We start from the raw sequence: 20,879 nt of genomic DNA, 5'->3' as shown, positions 1-20,879 counted from the left end.
TGGTGACAATATGCAGGTTTGGGTTATAATGTTGAAGGTGGAATAATCGAAGATTTTGCGCGTGTTTTACTTTTATTTTGGACTGAAGGAGTTTATTCAAAATGATTATTGAGATATTTCAAGATTTAGTGTGTCCGTGGTGCCGTATCGGTAAGAAGAATTTGATGGATGCACTAGAAAGTTTTACTGCTGAACCCGTTGAGATTCACTATCGTGCTTATCAGCTTGATCCATCAACACCTGTCGAGGGGCAGCATTTTGAAACCCTTATGCGTAATAAATTCAGAGCGGATGAGAGTAAGTTACAAGCCATGCTCCAACAAGTAACGCAGGCTGGACAAGCATCAGGTTTACATTTTGATTTTGCTCAAGTGGAGAAAATGCCAAATACGTTAAAAGCGCATCAACTTCTTGCGATTGCACCTGAAGACATCAAAAAACAGCTTGTTGATGAATTGTTTAAGGGGTATTTTGAGGATGGAAAAGATATTGGACGACTGGATATTTTACTTGAATCAGCAGCACAGCTGGGTATGGATCCGCAGCAAACACTCACGAGACTGAACGCCAAAGAAGGTTTGGAGCAGGTTGAGGATGATCTTGCCTTTGCCAGTCAGGCTGGCGTTACGGGGGTACCCTTTTTCGTTATTAACCGTAAATATGCCTTAACAGGTGCTCAACCAGCGGCTACTTTTCTACAAGCTCTTGAGCAAATTAGTGCAGAGGGTTCGAACGAAGCTTGAACTCATTTAATTTCATGCCAGCATCTCCAACACGGAGACTCGGGTTTTTATAAGCTGATAAATAGGAGTTTTATGAATGACTACTTTACTTAAGGCACTCAAGCAGCTGCCTACTCGCGCAATGATTGTGATTCTTCCTTTTGTTTTGATGTGTTTTGTTGAATACTTGGAAAGAGGTTCTTACAAGGAGTTTCATCATTGGTTCACGACTTATCCGTTAGCCATGGTGCTTGCTTATTTCGTTGTTGGAACATTGTATTTGTTTCTTATTGCTTTGACTGGTCGTACTCGGCTTTCGTTCTGGCTCCTCTGTGCCATTTTGTTACCTTTGGGCGTGATTAGCGGCAGTAAGTTAAAGGCGATTGGTTCGCCTTATTATCCTTGGGATCTTTATTTTAATAATCAACTCATGGAATATAAGAAGTTTTTGCACGGCTACTTGAATGCTAATCTCATTGGTTATCCTGCACTTTTTCTAATTGTTGTGGCATGTCTATTTCATCTTATTTTGCGTAAGCGTACAATTCGGTTCAATTGGATCGAACGCAGTGTATATGGTGTAATCGCAATCGTTATGGTGACCAGTTTGTATATGGATAAACCTATTTCATTTACAAATGTATATGGGATGTACACGGTTCCTTGGGATCAAACAATTACATATGATGAGAATGGCTATTTGTACGCTTCCGTGCAGATGCTTAACTTTCTGAATGTTGCGAAGCCAGATGGTTATAGTAAAAAAGCAATCACAGCCCTACTTGACCAGATCCCTGATAAACCAGCTGCGAGTGATAAAAAACCGAATATTATCGTTATGTTGGGTGAGTCATTTTTTGATCTAACGACAATGAAAAACGTTACATTCAGTCGCGATCCTATTCCGCATTTGCATGAGTTACAGAAAAAATTCACAAGCGGTAAGATGTTATCTCCGCAATTCGGCGGAAGTACAGCCAATGTTGAATTTGAGGTTTTGTCCGGGAACTCGATGCGTTTTTTTGGGAAATCACCTGATAAAATCATCCCTTATATTGAGTATATGAATCACGGTGTAGACTCTTTAGCGAGCATTACAACTAGGCAAGGTTACACGGCAACCGCGATAAATCCCTTCTTTAGCTATTTCTTCGACAGCAGAAAGGTATATAAGCATTTCGGTTTTTCGAGATTTATTGCGAGCGAATATTTCCCTAATGATTTCTCAGGACCGAACTATGCTGATCATGCTGTTGTGAACAAAATTATAGAGGAAACCGAAAAAAGCCCTGGTCCTGATTTTGTTTTTGCCAATACGATGGAAAATCATCATCCTTATCCTCCAGGAAAGTTTAGCAAGAATACGATTCAGGTTACTGGTGATATATCGGCAGAATCCAAAAGTATTCTAGAAACCTACGCTCAAGGTATTACAGCAACAGATCAAGCTCTGCAATCACTCGTTGATTATTACTCGAAAAAGTCAGAGCCGACGATTATCCTATTTTTCGGTGACCACTTTCCATTTTTCGAAGAAAATTACAAAGTATATCGCGATGCCAAATATGTACTGCCTGATGACCCTGATCTGTATACGAAAACACATTACACACCTTATGTGATCTGGAATAACTTTTTACCTGCCGACCAAGAGCAATTGAATCTGAACTCAAGTCCCTCTTTCTTAGGTCCCCTGTTATTGCATATGGCTGGTGTGAAGGGAAGTTACTATACGGATTATTTATATGATTTATCAAAGAAAATACCTGTAATTCCACCTCAAGACATGTGGTCGACTTATAACATTAAGGAGAGCGATCTCGCTGGTTATGAGAAGATGCAGTATGATAATTTATTTGGTGGCCGTTATGGCTATGAGGCTAAAGGTTATAAAGATACGATCGTTCAACCTTCGTATACACTCGGGTACGGTGATCCTGTGATTTCGAAGGTCACGTTGGCTGACAATAAAATTCTGGTAACGGGCTCCCCCTTCTTCTCCTCCTGTAATGTGTATATTGATGGGAAGGAAGTCAAATCTAATTTCGATGGAAAAGATACGCTGTATGTCGATGTTGCATCAAATCCAGCTCTAGAAACAGGTAAAACGCATCAAGTTGAAGTACGAGTGTATGATGATAAAAAGATGAAAATTGGTCAATCCAACCTTTATCCGTTGCCATCGTCATGACAAAAGCCCCCTATGAATAGGATGAAGCATATCCTACTCTTAGGGGGCTTTTGTGTGGTGATGACTATTCCACCAGCACATGTTCATTTCTTTACAACGATTACTTCAGAAGTTTTAGGACACCATCATCTTTTGCGACTGTACACTTTCAATGTGAACGGGACTTCTTATGATCAGCATGTCCATCAATATCAAGGCATTTCTGCGATTAAATATGGCCACTATCATGCTTATTATGGAATTACTGGACCCCCAATTGCATTAGCAAATGGTGCACATACACATGTACTAGAAGGCATTGTGGATCTCAATCTATATAACACGGGAAGAAGAGGCGCACTTGCTAAATCAGCAGAGAAGGAAGGAATTATTGTAGAGCTACATCAGCATGCTTATCAAGGCTATTCAACGATAGGTTTTGGATACGAACCTTGGTAACTTATAGGCTTTCAATATGAATCGCCCAACGAAAGGCGAAGGTCGCTCCAGGCGCTAAGCCTTGGGCTCCCGACATTTCGGATGAGAATGATTCATTGAACACGTTCATGATACTTGTGTAAGGCTCAAGCGAGACGGCCTGTGACCATGGTGCTGTGAAGAGCACATGAATCGGAAACTTATCCCCCATATCATAGATAAGCTTCGTACCCCGAGCTTCGTATGCTAGCTCGCAGACTTGCGGTCCTGGCGTGATGCTGAGCATTTGAGAGCCCCCAGGATACCCTGGCAGTGATGAGACATGCGCGCCCTTCTGTAAGGCTGCTGTGAGCGCTGTCGGCACAGGCTCACCTGCCGCATACCCACCCGGTGTTAGCGGCCATTCTGCCGCCGCGGGAATGGTTACTCGCACGCGGTCCGCTTCGCCCTCCGCGAACGCGAAGTACGGGTGAAATCCAAGCGACAGCGGCATGGTATCGCCGCCGCGGTTGGCGATTTCACCGCTGAGCGACAGCGTACCGTCCTTCAGACGGTACGTGAAGCGGAAGCATGCGGCGTGTGGGAAATACGCCAGCATGTCCGGCGTCTCCGCGATGTCGAACTCCGCGGAGACATACGCCCCGCCAGCCGCGTCCGCGCCGCTGGCGACAACCTTCCACGGCCGCTCGCGCAGCTGGCCGTGGGCGTGATCCGGCTCCCGATTCGCCGGGAGCCGGTATTCGCGGCCGCCGAAGGTGAAGGCCGCATCTTTGACACGCCCCGGCGGGAACAGAATGGGCACGCCGTAGCGGGAAGAATTGACGCGAAGCTCCGACAAGTCGGCTGGCTTCGCGATGTAGCTGTGGTTCCGCACATCGAAGCGGAACAAGTGCAGTCCGACGGCCGGAATAATTTCGGCCACGGCTTCTGCTTGATGGTCGACGAGTCTTAGCGTCGACTCCCCTTCCCATTCACTAGGTATAAGCTCATATTGACTCAATGATAAATCCCCCTTATGGATTGTTGTGACTGGTATGTGCATGCCTTGTTCGATTAAATCTAATTCGGGTTTGATAATAGTTATAAATCATAATGATACCAAGTACAAGAATACTACTTGTTACTAAGCTTCCTTCCGCTCCAAAGGCTCCACCCGAAACAACCATAGACCCCTTCGTTTCTGTCGTAATTAGTGACGACATTGGAATACCTGAAACGTCAAAACCAAAAACACAACCTTGCATGAAATTCCATGCCAAGTGCAACCCAATAGGCATCCATAGACTACCCGTGTACTCTCGGCACATGCCCATCAGAAGCCCGGCTAAAAGGATATTAATAAAGGGAAACGGAGTACTCCACATGCCTGGATTAAAACTATGCAGTAAAGCGAATACAAATGTGGAAACCACAACAGCTATTTTGGCACCAAATCGATGTTTCACAATGCCCTGCAAATAACCGCGTGCAAACAATTCCTCATTAATCGCTACCCCAATAAAGAGTAAAAAGCTTACACCAATTTCATACCCCTTCGACAGACTCCACTCCATATTAACAATGTGGATGCCTCCGAGCAGCCAGATTCCTGCACTACTAAGTGTAATCAATGTGACTCCCCAAGCAAAGCCTTCTCTTAATCTATTGCCAAACTGCCTCAAATGAAGGCCCAGTTCCCATCCTTTTTTCCGCTCAAAAATATAAAAGGCAAGATAAACACCACTGATGAATCCTACTATTTGTGCCCATAATGACGCTTTAATAAAAAATGCATTACCAGTGACAGCCTCCATGCTTACAATCAGTTCGGGCTGTAGCCGCACCGCAATGACAGCAGCAGCTATGGATAAGATGACAGTAATGACGATAATAAAAACGAGAGCTAACAGCACTTTTCCCACGATTTGGAGAATAGAAAACATCTTTCTCTTCTTCACTTCGATACATCTTCACTCCTTTCTTGATCAATCTATTCGAGAAGCTCCCCCTAAATCCTCCCAAATTATTAGAAAGGAAACTCTTGTGCAAACGATTACGCCATGCCACAATAAGACTATAAAAAATGGCTCGATCGATGGAGGAACACATGCTTTTTGTCCTTTTTGCACTTTGGTTCATCGCCTCAGGTCTTCTAATTGTCGACCCCACTTCGCGTACGATGCGTTGGATGAGCGCAGTCGCTTTTACTGGTGGCTCAGGTGCCTTAGCTGCAGTTATATCGGCGGATGTAATCCCATATTTCCAACAAACCGCGCCTAATCCTGCGCTGAGCTCCCTATCCTATCGAGTCATGAGCACAAGCTCATTGCTTTCTTATTATGGTTTACCATACTCATTTGCGATGCTCTCAATCGCTTATCATTCCACTTGGTTTAAACCACTCATTCGCACATGGCTGCCTCTTTTATTGTTAATACCGCCTTCAGCCTGTCTGATCTTATTACCGGGGTACACCGAAGACATGCCCATCGACTTTCGAATTGTGGTGACTTGGGCTTTTCCATACATTTTCCTTGGTGCGGTTCTGATAGTGCTCAAAAAAGAGCATCTCCCAGCCATGAAACGAACTCATTTATTCACCTGTCTTGCACTCCTACCGGCAATTCTTTGTGTTGGCGTTCTGAATTATGTGATGCCGAGCTTTGGATTCTATCGTTTGTGGATCTATCATGTGTGGATTTTGGCCTTTGTGGTTCCTTTTTTTGTATTTACGTTTTTCAAATATGGCTTTCTCGGTATCCGACTGCTGATTGAGCGCCGCAAGCTGGATTCCACGCTTCGCGCGATTACATCCGGTACAGCCATCCTTAACCATGCTATCAAAAATGATGTAGGTAAAATGCGGCTATTTTTGGAAAAAATGAAGCAGCACGCCATCGACACACAGCAAACGGAGCTCGTCAAGGACATTCATGTCGTGATGAACGCATCCACTCACATTCGCGATATGATTAGTCGCGTTCACGAACAAACGCAAGAACTTCCACTTCGTGTAGCAGAGGTGGACGTAAGTCAACTGATTCAAGATGTCATTCAGCCATTAGAGGCTTCACTAGGCACGGTTCAAGTTCATCTGGAGCTGCCAGATCACCTCGTGCTTAGCCTTGATCAGATCCAGGTCGGAGAAACGTTAACGAACATCTTGATGAATGCAATCGAAGCCATGAGTAGCGATGGGGAACTAACTATTAAGGCTTTTTCCAGCAAAAAAAATATCGTTCTTGAAATCAAGGATACAGGGACTGGGATGGAAAAATCTGTCCTCAAGCAAGCCGTTGAACCTTTCTACACGACCAAAAGCAGCAATCGGAATAACTTTGGCCTCGGTCTTGCTTACTGTTACAGTGTTATGAAAAAACACGGAGGAAACTTGGAAATCAGCAGTGAACCCGGTAAAGGCACAAGTGTCTATTTAACATTTCCGGGACGATAAAGAAACAGATGCGAGAGGAAGTTTATGTATGGAAACGATTCGCATTCTCATTGTAGAAGACGATCTGGATTGGCTTCGCGGTCTTACTGATTATCTGAATCGTCAGGGAGATATGACTGTCGTAGAGAGCCGCTCTACATCAGAGGAAGCTCGAATGTTATTTATGGCTGCGCCTGCAGCTGATGTCGTTCTCATGGATATTATGCTGCAAAATGAACCTGCTGGCATAGCATTAGCGGAGCAAGCCTTCTTATCCTGGGGCGCGAAAGTCATTATGCTTACCTCCATGGAAGAGAAAGATTTCATTTTCCGTTCCTTCCAGGCAGGTGCAATTGACTATCAAATTAAGTCGCGTTTCGAGGAACTTCCAGCTATTATTCGGGCGGCACATGCACGCCAAGCCACTATTAATGCAGCGGTTGCAGAACAGATGCGCGAGGAATTCCGCAGGTTAAAGCGATTGGAACAGCAATTTAAGATCAAAGAGGTGCGCGATCTTATTACCCCAACAGAGCTTCAAGTTCTGGATTTGATTGATCAAGGGCACACGCAGACGGAGATTGCGAATCGGTTCTTCATTTCCTTACGAACAGTGAAAATTCATGTGGGTCATATTTTGAAAAAGCTAGGAAGTCCGAGCAGCAAGGATGCCGCTCAGCAACTAAGAAATTTAGGTTTTTTTGAACGAGGTTCTTCTCAAAAGGAGAACGAAGAGGAAAACGAGAAGAAGAAATCCAACTAGTGGATATCTCGCTTCTTGAATCTTCCGCCTTTGACATCGTGGATATTGCCAACCGCAAGGAATGCTTTAGGGTCCAGCCCATCCACGATGGACTTCAACTTGGCTTCTTCCAGCCGCGTAATCACACAGAAGATGACTTTCTTGTTATCCCCGGAAAAGCCGCCTTCTCCTTCTAGATAAGTAACACCGCGTCCTAATCGATCCAGGATCGCTTCTCCAATTTCTCTGAAGCTGTCGCTAATTATCCACACGGACTTCGACTCATCGAAGCCTTCGATGGTAACATCAATCATTTTATAAGCAATAAAATAGGCAATCAACGAGTACATGGCACGATCCCAAGTGTAGACAAATCCTGCACTACCAAGGATGAATAAGTTGAAAAACATCACGATCTCGCCGACGGAAAAAGGAATTTTCTTCGAAACGAGAATCGCGATGATTTCTGTTCCGTCCAAAGATCCTCCGAAACGAATGACCATCCCCACGCCAATGCCAAGGATAATCCCGCCAAATACCGCGGCTAACAGCGGATCGTTCGTTAGCTGCTTCACAGGATGCAGCAAGGCCGTGCCTGCCGACATCACCAAAATAGCGAAGAGCGTAGATAAAGCGAAAGTTTTACCAATTAATTTATACCCGATGAATAAGAAAGGAATATTTAATAATGTCAAGAACAATCCAATTGGCCCTTGTGTCAAATACGATAAAATAATCGAAATCCCAGTAATACCTCCATCAATAATTCGGTTAGGCACTAAGAAAATTTCTAACCCTACAGACATTAACACGGCCCCAATGAATAAGAACAATCCACGACGAAAAAACGCACTTTTTGTCATTTTTCGATGTTGAAGCTGCATGGCTGCTTCTCTCTTTAGTTGCATTTGTTCTTTTTCCATACTCGAGTCCCCTCCTATCTTGTCTTCTCTTTATAAGTATTCTTGATATAACCTCCATTTTCCTCCATTCTATCTTTTTTTCATTGAGATCCCATCGAATAATGTCGAAATGCATGGTATAATATCAAGTGTTCCAAGGACTTTTAACTTATGTAAACAGGAGAATCTATGAAACAACACATTGAGCGTTTGTTATTGTTAATTCGGCGAAGACTGCCTCTCTTACTTCTTGCCGTTATTCCCGTTCTAATCATGGAAATTTTAAGCCGCGGGAACTATATTGAAATGATGACATGGAGCTTTAAGCATGTTCTAGCGTTACTTTTCAATGAATGGATCGTTGTAAGCCTTCTGCTTTTATTTATCGCTATCATCGGTCGTACTAGAATTGCTTATTGGATTATTTCGGGGTTTCTTATTATCCTGGCCCTAATCAGCGGCGTGAAGCTCAAAATATTAGGCGTTCCCTTAACGCCATGGGATCTCGTGGTTGCTGGCGAGGCGTCGGATATGGTGAAATATATTTCCAATATTTTGACTTTCAATGTATTATCCGTCATTCTCCTGTTTCTTGTCGGCAGTTATTTCATTCTCTACCGTACAACCATGTTTATTAAAAAAGTGGCCTTAAAAGAACGAGGAATTCTAGCTGGAATCGCTTTAGTTATGTTTTTCGCCGTTTACACAGACCTGCCATTACCCGTTCAAAAGTGGTTCGGGATCAAAGCTGTTGTTTGGAACCAAGTTCAGAATACCAAAACAAACGGTTATGCGCTTGCAACAGTTTTGAATACGAAAGCCATGTTTTCTGATAGTCGTGAAGGCTATGATGATAAAGCAGTTGAGGCGATTGTGAATGCTTCACCCAAACCCCCGATTAAAGCTGGTGATTCAACAAAGCCAATTAAACCGAACGTCATTGTCATTTTAAGCGAAGCTTTCTGGGATCCAACTATTATCCCTGGGGCTAAGTTCAGTCAAGATCCGATTCCATTCTTCCATAAACTACAGAAGTCTGGAACGAGCGGAACGATGCTTTCTCCACAATACGGCGGCGGAACGGCAAATGTTGAGTTCGAAGTACTAACGGGTAACTCGATGCGTTTCTTACCACAAGGCTCAATTGCCTATAATCAATATATTTCAAATGAAGTCGATTCCTTAGCGAGCATTTATGCCCGTCAGGGTTATACGTCAACAGCCATTAGTCCTTTTTATAATTGGTATTTCAACAGTAATAAAATCTATCAAGACTTCGGCTTCTCCAAATATATTCCGATTGAATACTTTAAACCGACTTATTCTGGTCCCTATATCGCGGATAGCGAAGTAGCAGCTAACATTATTCATACGACGGAGCAAAGTGCAGGATCTGATTTCGTCTTTGCGAACACGATGGAAAATCACTTCCATTTCTATCCAGGTAAGTTCCCAAAAAATACTTTTGACGTAACAGGCAATTTCTCCCCTTCTTCGATTGGGATGCTCGAAACACTTGCGCAAGGTATCAACGGCTCGGATCGCATGTTAAAGGAATTAGTAGAGTATTACGAGAAAAAAGGCGAGCCTACAATCATTGCTTTCTGGGGAGACCATCTGCCAGCGCTCGGAGATGATTATGCGACGTATATGGATACGAAGTATATTAGCGGCAAGGACGATCCTGATTTCTTGAAAAAAATGTACAGCGTGCCACTGGTAGTGTGGAACAATTTCGACACAGAGCGCAAAGACAATTTGAATATTAGTCCCGCTTTTCTAGGACCTTACCTAATTGAATTATCGAAACAAGAAGGCAATTATTATACAAACTTCTTAAGTGCATTGGCCAAAAAGTATCCTGTCATCCCGCCAAAGGATCATTTTGCGGAGATGAACATTCATGAAGAGGATCTGAAAGATTACGAAATGTTGCAATATGATATTCTTTTCGGAGATCGACACGCATACAAAAACTACACAACACCGATTATTGATCCTAAATATATGCTCGGTTTTGGTCCGATTACTCTTGATAAAGTCGAAGCAGATTCGCAAGATATTTCAGGTCGTACTAATCTAACACTAACTGTCCAAGGTAACAATCTTCCACCTCTTGGTTATGTTACGCTAAACGGGAAAGCTCTCCCTACGACGTGGAAGGATGAGCATACGGTTACAGCCTTAGTGGAAGGGCCTTTGCTCAAAACCGGTCTTTGGGACATCCAAGTAAACGTGAAGGACTCCAAAGAAACGATTTTAGGCAAATCTAACTCAGTATCCATTGATATTGGGGGACGTTAAAAGCTTTCCTATAGCCCCTTATTCTTCTGATTGAGGATAAGGGGTTTTCATTTGTCCGGTTAACACGCAGTAAAAAAAGCTCACCCCGTATGGGATGAGCTTTTCGTTGTAATCTAGCTTATTTTGATTACAGATTAATGATTTTCCCTGTAGCTTCGGATTCGAACGCTGCAAGAATAACTTTCAATGCGCGGTAGCCCTCTTCGCCTGAAATGCGAGGCGCTTGATTAGTAAGAATACAAGTAATGAACTCGTCAATAACGCCGCTGTGTGTTTGTTTTTCATTCGTTGCTACTTGACCCACTTTATAACGCTCTACTGTGCCGTCACGAAGTTCAACGATCACTTGATCGTTTGGATCTGTATCGATTTTGATAACGCCATTCTCACACCATAGAACGGTGGAGTTGTCTCCGCCTCTGTAGTACGTCCAGCTCGCTACAAGTGATCCTGTAGTTCCGCTTTTCATACGAAGCAAGCAAGTCGCGTTATCATCAACATCTGTGCCTTCCTTGTGAAGCGTACCTACGAAAGCTGCTACTTGAGCAACTTCGTCAGCAAGCAACCAACGGATCAGGTCGGATTTGTGTACGCCTAGATCGCCCATTGCGCCCATAATAGCTTCTTCTTTGCGGAAGAACCAGCTCTCACGACCATCAACGCTCCAGCCCTCTGGACCTGGATGACCGAAAGCTGTGCGGAAAGTAAGCACTTTCCCAAGTTTACCGGATTCTAAGATTTCTTTCGCTTTCACATGTGGAGGCATTAGACGTTGGTTGTGGCCAACCATCAAAAACACGCCATTTTTCTTCGCAGCTTCAATCATGGCCTCGGATTCAGCAGCTGTTGTCGCCATTGGCTTCTCAACAAGTACATGCGCACCTGCATTTGCCGCGGCGATGGAGATTTCAGCATGCAGATAGTTTGGTGTACAGACGCTAACTGCATCAACTTTCTCTGCTTTCAACATATCAACGTAGTTGCTATATGCTTTACCGCCATGAAGCTGTGCGTAGTGCTCTGCTCTTTCGATGATCGGATCTACGAAAGCCACAAGTTCCACATTTGAACTTGATGCGTATTCCGGGATATGTCTATGCTTGGATATGGAACCACAGCCAATGACGGCTACTTTAATTTTACTCATGTGATAAATGCTCCTTCGATTATAAATTAATGAATTAGTTATGAACGTTCAAGTAATGCTCTTTTACCCAGTTAAAGCTGTTTTCGATGCTTGTTAAAGGAGCCTTTTGGCAGTTGTCTTGTTCCACAACAAGCCACTCTACGCCCGCTTGCTCAGCAGCAACAATCACTTTATCTAAAGGAACATCGCCTAAGCCTAGTTCCAAAGTAACTAGTTTACCTTCAGCGTCTTTTGTAAAGTCTTTAAAATGTACTAATGGCAGACGACCTGCATATTTGGCAATGTAAGCAAGTGGGTCTTGACCAGCAAATTGAACCCAACAAACGTCCATTTCAACTTTAATCGCATCATTATTCGCATACATCGCGTCGAAAACAAACTCGCCATCCACTTTATAATGGAATTCGAAGTCGTGGTTGTGGTACAGGAACTGCAAGCCTTGCTTTTGCGTCTCAACGGCAAGTGCTTGGCATTCTGAAATAAGTGCTTTCCATTGTTCAACCGACTCACGCTCTTCCGCACCAACATAAGGGCAAATTGCGTATTTAGCGCCGATTGTTTTCAAGTAATCAATTACGCCTTGGAAATTATCACGGAATTGTTGTAAGCTAACGTGGCTTCCGAAAGCTTTCAATCCAAGTTCATCTAAAAGCTGTTTAAGCTGGTCGGCAGGCATGTTATAATAGCCAGCAAACTCAACACCTTCATATCCTAACTTCGCAACATGACGAAGTGTACCTTCCATATCACGAGCCATATCATCTCTCAGCGTGTACAATTGAAGACCAATTCCTAAACGTCCCATTTGTTCTCCTCTTTTCTCATTATGAAATCGATAATAATAACCATGGCACTAGTATAATCGAGATTAGCCTATTATGACCATTCACGATATAATTAAAACATCTCTTATTTGGCTACGAAAGGCGAAACGACATGAAAGCTGAACTATTAACTTGTGGGTATTCTTTTCACATGGATCCGTTTTATTCGAGTACCAAATCTGGACTCCAATCTTATCTTTTTCGATTGCAAACTGAAGGAAACTGCGAAGCTCTCGTCGACGGACGTATGATCGCAATTGAAGCCGGTCACTTACTTCTTTTTAAGCCAGGAGATCCGTATGAACTGCGTATTGAGAAGGATTTCACCCATACAGACGGTAAAATCGCCAGCGGTGACTATTACTTGTTCTGTAAAGGCAACTGGATTGATGAATGGTGGAAGCGCAGCAACAAACCGACCTGTATGCGGATTGATCTCGACCCTCGATTAATCTCACTTTGGCGGCAATTAAGTCTGGAAAAACGCAGAATGGAAGAAGAGAATCCTGAGCTGAGCGGGTATTTGCTCCAAGCCTTATGCCTATATCTCGAACGTGCGGCTACAGAAACTGTCTCCTTGCAGGGCCGTCCTTTCACAGGTACACGGATGAAACGATTTATTGAAGCACATGCTACAGCTGCATTCAAAATCGAAGATGTCGCAGACCATGTAGGACTTAGTATCTCCCGCGCTGTTCATTTGTTCAAAGAATATTTTGGTAAAACGATGATTCAATACGCGACGGAAGTGCGCTTATCTAGCGCCGTGGAGCGTATGCATGATAGTTCAATGTCTTTGGAGCAAATTGCCCTAAGCTGCGGCTTTGGTTCATACCCTTACTTTCATCGCGCTTTTAAGCAGCGTTTCGGGACGTCACCCAAGGCATATCGACAAAACATGCAACCTACCTAGCAAAACCAGTCCAATTAAATTCACATAATATTCAATAATCCAGCTAATCGAATGAAACATTTTCATTCCCTGAATCGTATTATCTATATACGAAACTACATAGCAATCTCTTATTTGTCTTAAAATTGTAAAACTATTTTAAGGTTCTATTAATAATAATCCGATATGCTAGTACTATATCCAATTCTTAGGATGGTGGAACTCATGAAAATGTTTATTACGATTCACAACAAACCCGTACCCGTATACTCCGATGAGAAAAATAAAAAGAAATTCAACTTACTGAAGTCAGCACTTGAGGCCAAGGTTACCAAAGGAAGAGCAACGCTCAAGAAATGCTTAGACTCCATCATTAGCATCGAGATTGTCGGTTGCGAAGCGATTCTTCATTCCTTGAATGAACGAGATTCGCTAGCTCTATCACTCTATTAAAAAAAGCCTGAAATCCCATTCTGGATTTCAGGCTTTTTTATTGTTTATAAGTACTTCTGCTCCACCACGTTCAGGTGATGCTGAGCATGCCCAGCGATCACAAACGCGAGTGCGCGAGCAGAAATGGCGAATGTATTCGCAGTTCCGACACGAGTCCAGGCTGTATCTGAAATTGTAGGTAAAAGTGCCAGTGTTGCCTGACGTACTGCTTTGAAATCTTGGATCAAATCCGTCAAGGCCACTTCATCAAAGGAGGTATTCGCGATGAAAATATCCTGATTAAAGCCAGGTAGATCCGTTGTATCCCCGCGTGCAATGCGCAACAGTCTATAGCTCATAATCCGCTCGGTATCCGTGATATGAGCCAACACTTCCTTCAAGCTCCACTTTCCAGATGCATAGCGGGAAAGGGCCTGCTCCTCATTTAAGGTTGAGAATACTGTTACAAGCGACTCCTCTTGGCTGTTTAAAATGGAAACATAATCACCTTCGGGTACCAGACTGATATACCCTGTATAGTAGGATGAAAATTCGTCATGACTTGGTCGTTGAAGCATCTTTGATTCGTCTCCCTTCCCTGATTCAAAATGGTTTAATCATTCTATCATACCGCAAATGGATACAAAAATGAATCTACCTACCTTGTCTCCAAACTCTTGACTATCTGACTTGCAGCAATTTTCTGTGATATCTACAATCATTTACCAGAATATCCGTCTAAGAAAATGCCCACACTCTCCTCGAAAGGAAAGTGTGGGCATTTTGGTAATGCAACTACTGCTGCTTAGACTCCAGCAGCCAGATTTTGCTCTGGAAGTCGCCATGGAGACCAGCGACTGGAACACCGGCGTATAACAAATGATCGCCGGGGAATGTGCCTTCTGAACCTTCGATGTGATAATCGAAGTCAGGGTTAAGTCCTTTAAGTCGCAGCGTTTTCAGCGGCGCATTGGGTTCAGCAAGCACGCGGACGAAGACGACCATGGCTTGTGTCTTGTCCTCGGAGACGATCATCCAAGCGGATTCGTTCCCTTCGAACGGGCTCAACAGGCGATACATATCGCCGAATTGGACTAGCGGCCGAATTTGTTTATATTCGGCAACCTGCGCTCTGACGATTTCTTTCTCTTCATCGGTGAACTTCGTCAGATCAAGCTCGTAGCCGAAGTTACCAGACATTGCGACATGACCACGGGTTTCCAAAGAAGTCATGCGATGAACTTGATGATTCGGCACGGCGGAAACATGGGCGCCCATGGAGCTAACCGGGTACACCAAACTGGTGCCATATTGGATTTTCAAGCGGCAGACGGCATCGGTATTATCGCTTGTCCAGGTTTGCGGCATGTAATGCAGCATACCTGGGTCGAAACGACCACCTCCGCCGGAGCAGCTTTCAAATAGGATATGCGGATACTCGGTCGTAATGGCTTCCAGTACACGATATAAACCTAGGATATAGCGATGCGCTGTTTCTCTTTGACGTTCAGGTGGTAAAGAAGATGAACCAATTTCGGTCATATTCCGATTCATATCCCACTTTACGTATGTTATCGGCGCGCTGCTTAATATGTTACGCAACATAGCCATAACGCCTTCACAGACATCTTCACGTGAAAAATCTAGGATTAACTGTCCTCGGGCTTCCGTACGTCGACGATCTGGCACATGCAGACACCAATCCGGGTGCTTCCGATACAAGTCACTATCCGGAGAAACCATTTCAGGCTCGAACCATAGTCCAAAACCAAGACCCAATTTGTTCACTCGCAGGGCCAGATCTTCAATCCCACCTGGCAGCTTCGCTTTATCTACAACCCAGTCTCCTAGGGAAGTCGTGTCGTCATTTCTTTTGCCAAACCAACCATCATCCAGAACGAATAGTTCAATACCAAGCTCTTTCCCTGCACGAGCAATGCTTTCAATTTTATCAGCATTAAAATCGAAATACGTCGCTTCCCAGTTGTTAACGAGCACAGGACGAACCTGATCCCTAAACTCACCACGACACAGGCGTGTGCGATATAGACGATGGTAAGCTCTGGACATGTCGCCAAGACCGCTGCTTGAATATACCATTACAGCCTCTGGCGTTTGGAACTGCTGCCCAGGCTCCAGCAACCAGCTGAAATCAAACGGATTAATCCCGATCGACACACGCGCCGTTGCAAATGGATCTACTTCCGCATAAGCTGCGAAATTCCCGCTGTACACGAGGTTAAATCCGTACACATCCCCGTAATCTTCATTGGCATCCTTGGCAAGCAAAGCAATGAATGGGTTATGCTGATGACTGCTTGCACCGCGGCGACTTTCTACCGTCAATTTACCTGGCGCTAATGCTCTTCTCTCGATATGACGCTCCCGCGCCCAGCTGCCTGAGAGCTGTAAGAGATCCCAATCCGCATGGGAATAATCCACACTCATGCTTAAGGCACGAAGGAGCTTGAGATCAGCCTTACCTTCGTTGATGAAGCGTACGGAACGGGTTATTGCCGCATGATTCGCGAAAATGGTGTAGGAAAGAATAGCTCGTAAGCCAGCAACCCTGTCCACAAGTTCAATTTCCAAGGTTTCAGCTTCGTTCTCCTCTTCCACATAGGTAGATGGCAGGCCCTCCAACGCAGGCTTTCCTTGCACAATACGATACTTGTCATAGACGAGCTCCGTGATCGTAGAGCCGTTTGGAAGCGCCACTTGATAAGCAGGCTCACGGTAATCGCTTGTCCCATAAGCAGGGTATTCCTGCGGAAGCGTATCAAAAGAGATCGATCTATTCTCTTTAACAGGATTCGGGCAAAATGAAGCACGTTCCGTATATTGAATAATTGTACCGAGTTGACCTTCTCGTATAGGTCGTCCCCAATAAACGTGGGCAGGGTACGCAGAATTAAGCAGTTGGATCACATAGCTCATATGCTTATTTTGTAAATGGAAGATACCTTGTATTGGTTCAAAAGTAATTGTCATTATGAATCCCTCCTAATGTTTATTATCGTATCCCGAAGAGAACAAAACTATGGAGAATCTACACCTACATATGGAGAAATGTCGTTTTTCACAAAAAAAATAGAGCCTTGACCTTAAAGGTCCTGGCTCTATTCTCTTCATGCGGCAAATTTAGCCGTATTTGTACGTCATGCCATGTCCGCCCTTCGGGTACACCCAATCAATGTTGTAGGATGGACAAGCTATCCGACACGTACCGCACTCAATACAATTTTCGAACGCGACAGTCGTAATTTTAAGCTTCTTTTCCCATTCATATACATCCGAAGGACAGAAATAATTGCAGTCTTTCGTCACACAATTCAAGCAGGTCTGTTTATCTTTGATCACGAGGTGGGACTTATCATCGCATTTGTAACGAATGGTAAACAATTTATCTGAAATATCACTTTGGCTCATCCGTTCATCGCCCTCCATCCCTTATAGCCAAGCTTCATCAGGTTAACCGTACCGCCTGCGGCGTTTTTGATGAGCTTCATGGCCATTTTTTGCTTCTCAGCTTTCGTAATACCATCCACGAGGAACATGTTGTAGGCCGCTTCATTCACGGCACGTGGCAGTCGATCGAACAATAGTTCAGGATCCTGTTCTTTCAAAAATTGGTGCATGCCTTTGTATTTCTGCAAATCCTTGTGTACGAAAGAGGCCCGAATTTTGTTATCGTAGATATGCATCGTCGGAGCTGAGAAATCCCCGCGGGCTTTCGCTTCGATAATCGCTTCTCCGGCTAATCGGCCCGAGGTCATCGCCAAATTCGTCCCCTCCCGGTGGACAAAGTTGATCAATTGGGCTGCATCGCCGCAGACGCACCAGCCATCTCCCGATAAGGTAGGAATCGAGTGAAAACCGCCCTCAGGAATCAGGTGTCCAGAATATTCTTTGGTTTCCCCGCCTTGAATCAATTTACGAATCATCGGATGCTGCTTAACGGCATCGAGGACCGCATAAGGCTTCACCTTTTTATCCCGCAAATGATTCACCATGACCCCGACACCTAACGAAATCGTTTCTTTGTTCGTGTACAGAAAGCCCATACCCGCCATACCCAGCGAGGTTTCACCCATAAATTCAATAGTCACCCCTTCGTCACCCTCAAGTCCGAAGCGATCCTCGATTTTCTCGCGTGGTAGCGCAATGACCTCTTTTACCGCCAAAGATACCTCATCCGGCATCCATTCTTTATGAATCCCCATCGCTTTGCCGAGCAAGGAGTTAACGCCATCTGCAATGACGACAACGTCCGCATACAAATCACCGTCATCTCGGTCGGTTCGTACGCCTACGACTTTATTGCCTTCACGAATCACATCCAGTGCAACTGTTTCGTAAATTGGAATGGCGCCTGCCGCTACGGCTTTCTCGGCGAACCACTGATCAAATTTGACACGAAGTCCAGTAAAGCAATTAAAGGGCTCCTTATAGGCTTCGTTGCGATGACCGAATGTAACCATGGACTCCTTGCCCATCATCCAGATCCGTTGTTCAACAATGTAGCGCTCCATCGGGAAGTTCTTCTCAGTCCAAAACTCGGGGACAAGTTCCTCAATTTGCTTTCGATAGAGGACGCCTCCGAAAATGTTTTTGGCGCCAGGAAACTCGCCTCTTTCGAGCAGAACGACAGATAATCCAGCTCGTGCCATGGTTAGGGCAGCTGCTGCACCAGCCGGGCCTCCGCCAACGACGATTGCGTCGAATTTTTCGTTCATTTCGCTTCACTCCTCTCTCGTGCTTCGATTATCTCTTCCTTGGATGGCTGTGTGGAAATGGATGGGTTAGCCTGAGGAGGGTGAATGCCGAATAACGTACGACGCTTTCTGAATTCCGCTGTGATGGCGGGTACAATTTTGAAAAGGTCCCCCACAAGACCATAGTGGGCAAATTGGAAAATCGGCGCTTTCTCATCCTTGTTGATCGCGACGACAACATCGGCATGGCTCATGCCGACCGTATGCTGTACGGCGCCGGAGATGCCGATGGCGAAATAGAGCTTCGGTCGCACCGTGGCGCCCGTTTGCCCCACTTGATGCTCGTGGGTGATCCAGCCCGCATCAACAGCAGCGCGGGACGCGCCAACGACACCGCCGAGCGCATCCGCAAGCTCGGCAAGCAGCTTGAAGGCATCAGGCCCGCCTAAGCCGCGGCCCCCTGCTACGATAATCTCGCAGTCCTCGAGATTCAGCTTGCCTGTCTCGCGCAGGAAGTCCAGCACCTGCGCCTCGATCTCTTCTTCGCGCATCGTTGCCTCGATACGGATGATCTCGCCTTGGCGCGCTGCATCCTTCGGCAGTGCTTGAAACACGCCGGCGCGCGCTGTCGCCATCTGCGGCCGGTATTGCTTACAGAGGATGGTAGCCATCATCTTCTCGGAAAAAGCCGGCCGGCTGGCCAGCAGCAACCGCGACGGCGGCGGCTCCACGTCGAGCTGCGTCGTGTCGGCCGTCAGCCCCGTCGGCAGGTGCGTCGCGATCGCGCCTGCCAGGTCGCGGCCCGTCGCTGTCGCGCCGAACAGCACGATCTCAGGCTTCGCATCCTCGATTAGCTTCAAGCAGACCCGGCTATAGGGCCGGGTCCTGTAATCGCGAAGCTCCGGGGCTTCGCAGAGGTATACCCGATCCGCGCCGTAGTGCACGGCTTCATCAGCGAGATGTGCGACATTCTCGCCGATGACGAGCGCCATGAGCGGCGCCTCCAGCTTCGCTGCTAGCTTTTTACCTTCGCCTAGCAGCTGCCATGACACCTTTTTCGCGATGCCCTCGCGCTGCTCAACAACGATCAAAACCCCTCGATACGCCGACCAATCCGGCATCGACGGATCTGTCTGTTCAGTTGACTGTTCCTTTGCCATCGTGTCACTCTCCGTTCCTATCTATTAAGCCCAATCCAACACGGTCTGCATGTCCTTCGTCAGTAGTTGATCCGCGAGCTGAGCAGCCCCTGCTTCTGCGCTATCAAAAGTAATCATTTTCGTCTGCACTGCTTTAATTTCGGGCACCCATGTTTTGGCTACAATTGTTGGCGAGCCTTTGAGTCCAATCTTAGCCCGCTCCAGATCTGGAAAATCAGCCGTTGTCCATACAGTAGGCTTATATCTGGCAGCTCGAATCATGCCTGGCAGCGAAGCCCGTCTCACTTTATTCAGTTCTTTCAGCGCGGTGATTAGTACTGGCATGCTTGTCTCAACCACTTCAATACCATCCTCCAACAGCCTGTGAACACGTACTTTACGATTTTCTTCATCGACCTCAACTACTTGGTTGACATAGGTAAGTTGTTCCAAATCCAATCGGCAGGCTACTCCAGGACCAACTTGTCCTGTATCGCCATCTAACGTTTGTTTTCCACAAAAAACGATATCCACCGGCCCCCACGTTTCCGCTATTTTGCGAATGGTTCGGGCAACAACATACGAGGTTGCCAGCGTATCCGCTCCAGCAAAACCACGATCCGTCACCAACACGGCATCATCTGCGCCTAGTGAGATACATTCTTTGAGCCCTTTTTCCGCAGGTGGCGGCCCCATGGTGACAACTGTAATGCGCGCCCCTTGCTCATCCTTAATACGCAGCGCTTCTTCCAAGCCATGCATATCATAGAAATTCACAATGCTGGGGACACCTTGGCGAATGAGCGTATTATTCTTGGGATCGATGCGAATTTCTCTAGAATCGGGAACTTGTTTAATACAAACAACAATATGCAGCATCTCTGCACCCTCCTATTTCTGCGGGGAACTGGCTTGCATTTTTTGACAACCGGCGTGTGAGAGCCTGTCATCATTGTGAATTTTGTCACGTAAATGTCGATGCGGAATCGCTTTCAGAGCTTATTAGGACCATTCGAACAAGCTTAAAGATAAGAATCTAA

At 45.4% G+C, this 20,879-nt stretch carries 19 protein-coding genes; 8 read left to right on the top strand and 11 right to left on the bottom strand.

Going from position 1 to position 20,879, the window contains the following annotated elements; all coding sequences use genetic code 11:
* Window positions 1-101: 101 nt before the first annotated feature.
* From AC58P7_RS03590 to AC58P7_RS03580, 3 genes are all read left to right on the top strand, one after another.
* The gene (locus AC58P7_RS03590) at window positions 102-743 is read left to right on the top strand and encodes a DsbA family oxidoreductase (protein WP_497340045.1); all 642 of its coding nucleotides are present in this window, start codon (window positions 102-104) and stop codon (window positions 741-743) included.
* Window positions 744-819: 76 nt separating this feature from the next.
* Window positions 820-2,913, top strand: coding sequence for an LTA synthase family protein (locus AC58P7_RS03585; RefSeq protein ID WP_497340044.1), 2,094 nt, complete (start codon window positions 820-822; stop codon window positions 2,911-2,913).
* 60 nt (window positions 2,914-2,973) lie between these two features.
* Window positions 2,974-3,351 (top strand): YmaF family protein, encoded by a 378-nt coding sequence (locus tag AC58P7_RS03580; protein ID WP_497340877.1) that lies wholly within the window; start codon window positions 2,974-2,976, stop codon window positions 3,349-3,351.
* Window position 3,352: 1 nt separating this feature from the next.
* Here AC58P7_RS03580 and AC58P7_RS03575 read toward each other — a convergent pair whose 3' ends face one another.
* The gene (locus AC58P7_RS03575; RefSeq protein WP_497340043.1) at window positions 3,353-4,372 is read right to left on the bottom strand and encodes an aldose 1-epimerase; all 1,020 of its coding nucleotides are present in this window, start codon (window positions 4,370-4,372) and stop codon (window positions 3,353-3,355) included.
* Window positions 4,344-5,252, bottom strand: coding sequence for a CPBP family intramembrane glutamic endopeptidase (locus tag AC58P7_RS03570; RefSeq protein WP_497340042.1), 909 nt, complete (start codon window positions 5,250-5,252; stop codon window positions 4,344-4,346). Before AC58P7_RS03570 ends, AC58P7_RS03575 begins: the two co-directional genes overlap by 29 nt.
* A gap of 164 nt (window positions 5,253-5,416) precedes the next feature.
* Here AC58P7_RS03570 and AC58P7_RS03565 point away from each other — a divergent pair, with 164 nt between their 5' ends.
* Complete coding sequence (locus tag AC58P7_RS03565; RefSeq protein WP_497340041.1) at window positions 5,417-6,763, top strand: sensor histidine kinase; 1,347 nt, start codon at window positions 5,417-5,419, stop codon at window positions 6,761-6,763.
* Between the two features lie 28 nt (window positions 6,764-6,791).
* Window positions 6,792-7,505 carry a response regulator transcription factor gene (locus tag AC58P7_RS03560; protein ID WP_497340040.1) on the top strand — a complete coding sequence of 238 codons (714 nt, stop codon included), beginning with the start codon at window positions 6,792-6,794 and terminating at the stop codon, window positions 7,503-7,505.
* On the opposite strand, the gene AC58P7_RS03555 is transcribed toward AC58P7_RS03560, so the two are convergent.
* On the bottom strand, window positions 7,502-8,368 hold the full coding sequence (locus AC58P7_RS03555; protein ID WP_497340875.1) for a YitT family protein: 867 nt from the start codon (window positions 8,366-8,368) through the stop codon (window positions 7,502-7,504). The two genes, AC58P7_RS03560 and AC58P7_RS03555, sit on opposite strands and share 4 nt — an antisense overlap.
* Window positions 8,369-8,575: 207 nt before the next feature.
* On the opposite strand from AC58P7_RS03555, the gene AC58P7_RS03550 reads away from it, so the two are divergent.
* Window positions 8,576-10,690 (top strand): LTA synthase family protein, encoded by a 2,115-nt coding sequence (locus AC58P7_RS03550; RefSeq protein ID WP_497340039.1) that lies wholly within the window; start codon window positions 8,576-8,578, stop codon window positions 10,688-10,690.
* A gap of 127 nt (window positions 10,691-10,817) precedes the next feature.
* Here the strand turns inward: AC58P7_RS03550 and AC58P7_RS03545 are convergent, their stop codons facing one another.
* On the bottom strand, window positions 10,818-11,837 hold the full coding sequence (locus AC58P7_RS03545) for a Gfo/Idh/MocA family protein (protein WP_497340038.1): 1,020 nt from the start codon (window positions 11,835-11,837) through the stop codon (window positions 10,818-10,820).
* A gap of 34 nt (window positions 11,838-11,871) precedes the next feature.
* A complete protein-coding gene (locus tag AC58P7_RS03540; RefSeq protein WP_497340037.1) occupies window positions 11,872-12,642 on the bottom strand; it encodes a sugar phosphate isomerase/epimerase family protein in 771 nt (256 codons plus the stop codon).
* A 266-nt stretch (window positions 12,643-12,908) separates the two neighbouring features.
* Between AC58P7_RS03540 and AC58P7_RS03535 the strand changes: the two genes are divergently transcribed.
* Both AC58P7_RS03535 and AC58P7_RS03530 read left to right on the top strand, forming a co-directional pair.
* Window positions 12,909-13,574: a helix-turn-helix domain-containing protein gene (locus AC58P7_RS03535; RefSeq protein ID WP_497340036.1), complete on the top strand. Its 666-nt coding sequence runs from the start codon at window positions 12,909-12,911 to the stop codon at window positions 13,572-13,574.
* Between the two features lie 204 nt (window positions 13,575-13,778).
* Window positions 13,779-14,006, top strand: a complete 228-nt coding sequence (locus AC58P7_RS03530) for a hypothetical protein (RefSeq protein ID WP_028554145.1) — start codon at window positions 13,779-13,781, stop codon at window positions 14,004-14,006.
* 44 nt (window positions 14,007-14,050) lie between these two features.
* Here AC58P7_RS03530 and AC58P7_RS03525 read toward each other — a convergent pair whose 3' ends face one another.
* From AC58P7_RS03525 to AC58P7_RS03500, 6 genes are all read right to left on the bottom strand, one after another.
* Window positions 14,051-14,563, bottom strand: coding sequence for a DinB family protein (locus tag AC58P7_RS03525; RefSeq protein ID WP_497340035.1), 513 nt, complete (start codon window positions 14,561-14,563; stop codon window positions 14,051-14,053).
* Between the two features lie 217 nt (window positions 14,564-14,780).
* A complete protein-coding gene (locus tag AC58P7_RS03520) occupies window positions 14,781-16,976 on the bottom strand; it encodes an alpha-galactosidase (RefSeq protein ID WP_497340034.1) in 2,196 nt (731 codons plus the stop codon).
* Window positions 16,977-17,126: 150 nt separating this feature from the next.
* On the bottom strand, window positions 17,127-17,414 hold the full coding sequence (locus tag AC58P7_RS03515) for a ferredoxin family protein (protein WP_028554142.1): 288 nt from the start codon (window positions 17,412-17,414) through the stop codon (window positions 17,127-17,129).
* Window positions 17,411-18,721 carry an FAD-dependent oxidoreductase gene (locus tag AC58P7_RS03510; RefSeq protein WP_497340033.1) on the bottom strand — a complete coding sequence of 437 codons (1,311 nt, stop codon included), beginning with the start codon at window positions 18,719-18,721 and terminating at the stop codon, window positions 17,411-17,413. Before AC58P7_RS03510 ends, AC58P7_RS03515 begins: the two co-directional genes overlap by 4 nt.
* Entirely contained in the window at window positions 18,718-19,860 is a 1,143-nt protein-coding gene (locus AC58P7_RS03505; protein ID WP_497340032.1) for an electron transfer flavoprotein subunit alpha/FixB family protein, read from the bottom strand. The genes AC58P7_RS03510 and AC58P7_RS03505 overlap by 4 nt, the downstream gene beginning before the upstream one ends.
* A gap of 24 nt (window positions 19,861-19,884) precedes the next feature.
* Window positions 19,885-20,718 (bottom strand): electron transfer flavoprotein subunit beta/FixA family protein, encoded by an 834-nt coding sequence (locus AC58P7_RS03500; RefSeq protein WP_497340031.1) that lies wholly within the window; start codon window positions 20,716-20,718, stop codon window positions 19,885-19,887.
* Window positions 20,719-20,879: the final 161 nt, after the last annotated feature.

The organism is Paenibacillus sp. J22FR5, assembly GCF_059691975.1.
This window is presented reverse-complemented; position numbering and strand designations above follow the sequence as displayed.

Bases quoted from the DNA above. Each gene is read 5' to 3' on its own strand.
- AC58P7_RS03590 (WP_497340045.1), top strand. From the start codon at position 102: ATGATTATTGAGATATTTCAAGATTTAGTGTGTCCGTGGTGCCGTATC.
- AC58P7_RS03585 (WP_497340044.1), top strand. From the start codon at position 820: ATGACTACTTTACTTAAGGCACTCAAGCAGCTGCCTACTCGCGCAATG.
- AC58P7_RS03580 (WP_497340877.1), top strand. From the start codon at position 2,974: ATGACTATTCCACCAGCACATGTTCATTTCTTTACAACGATTACTTCA.
- AC58P7_RS03575 (WP_497340043.1), bottom strand. From the start codon at position 4,372: ATGCACATACCAGTCACAACAATCCATAAGGGGGATTTATCATTGAGT.
- AC58P7_RS03570 (WP_497340042.1), bottom strand. From the start codon at position 5,252: ATGTTTTCTATTCTCCAAATCGTGGGAAAAGTGCTGTTAGCTCTCGTT.
- AC58P7_RS03565 (WP_497340041.1), top strand. From the start codon at position 5,417: ATGCTTTTTGTCCTTTTTGCACTTTGGTTCATCGCCTCAGGTCTTCTA.
- AC58P7_RS03560 (WP_497340040.1), top strand. From the start codon at position 6,792: ATGGAAACGATTCGCATTCTCATTGTAGAAGACGATCTGGATTGGCTT.
- AC58P7_RS03555 (WP_497340875.1), bottom strand. From the start codon at position 8,368: ATGCAGCTTCAACATCGAAAAATGACAAAAAGTGCGTTTTTTCGTCGT.
- AC58P7_RS03550 (WP_497340039.1), top strand. From the start codon at position 8,576: ATGAAACAACACATTGAGCGTTTGTTATTGTTAATTCGGCGAAGACTG.
- AC58P7_RS03545 (WP_497340038.1), bottom strand. From the start codon at position 11,837: ATGAGTAAAATTAAAGTAGCCGTCATTGGCTGTGGTTCCATATCCAAG.
- AC58P7_RS03540 (WP_497340037.1), bottom strand. From the start codon at position 12,642: ATGGGACGTTTAGGAATTGGTCTTCAATTGTACACGCTGAGAGATGAT.
- AC58P7_RS03535 (WP_497340036.1), top strand. From the start codon at position 12,909: ATGATCGCAATTGAAGCCGGTCACTTACTTCTTTTTAAGCCAGGAGAT.
- AC58P7_RS03530 (WP_028554145.1), top strand. From the start codon at position 13,779: ATGAAAATGTTTATTACGATTCACAACAAACCCGTACCCGTATACTCC.
- AC58P7_RS03525 (WP_497340035.1), bottom strand. From the start codon at position 14,563: ATGCTTCAACGACCAAGTCATGACGAATTTTCATCCTACTATACAGGG.
- AC58P7_RS03520 (WP_497340034.1), bottom strand. From the start codon at position 16,976: ATGACAATTACTTTTGAACCAATACAAGGTATCTTCCATTTACAAAAT.
- AC58P7_RS03515 (WP_028554142.1), bottom strand. From the start codon at position 17,414: ATGAGCCAAAGTGATATTTCAGATAAATTGTTTACCATTCGTTACAAA.
- AC58P7_RS03510 (WP_497340033.1), bottom strand. From the start codon at position 18,721: ATGAACGAAAAATTCGACGCAATCGTCGTTGGCGGAGGCCCGGCTGGT.
- AC58P7_RS03505 (WP_497340032.1), bottom strand. From the start codon at position 19,860: ATGGCAAAGGAACAGTCAACTGAACAGACAGATCCGTCGATGCCGGAT.
- AC58P7_RS03500 (WP_497340031.1), bottom strand. From the start codon at position 20,718: ATGCTGCATATTGTTGTTTGTATTAAACAAGTTCCCGATTCTAGAGAA.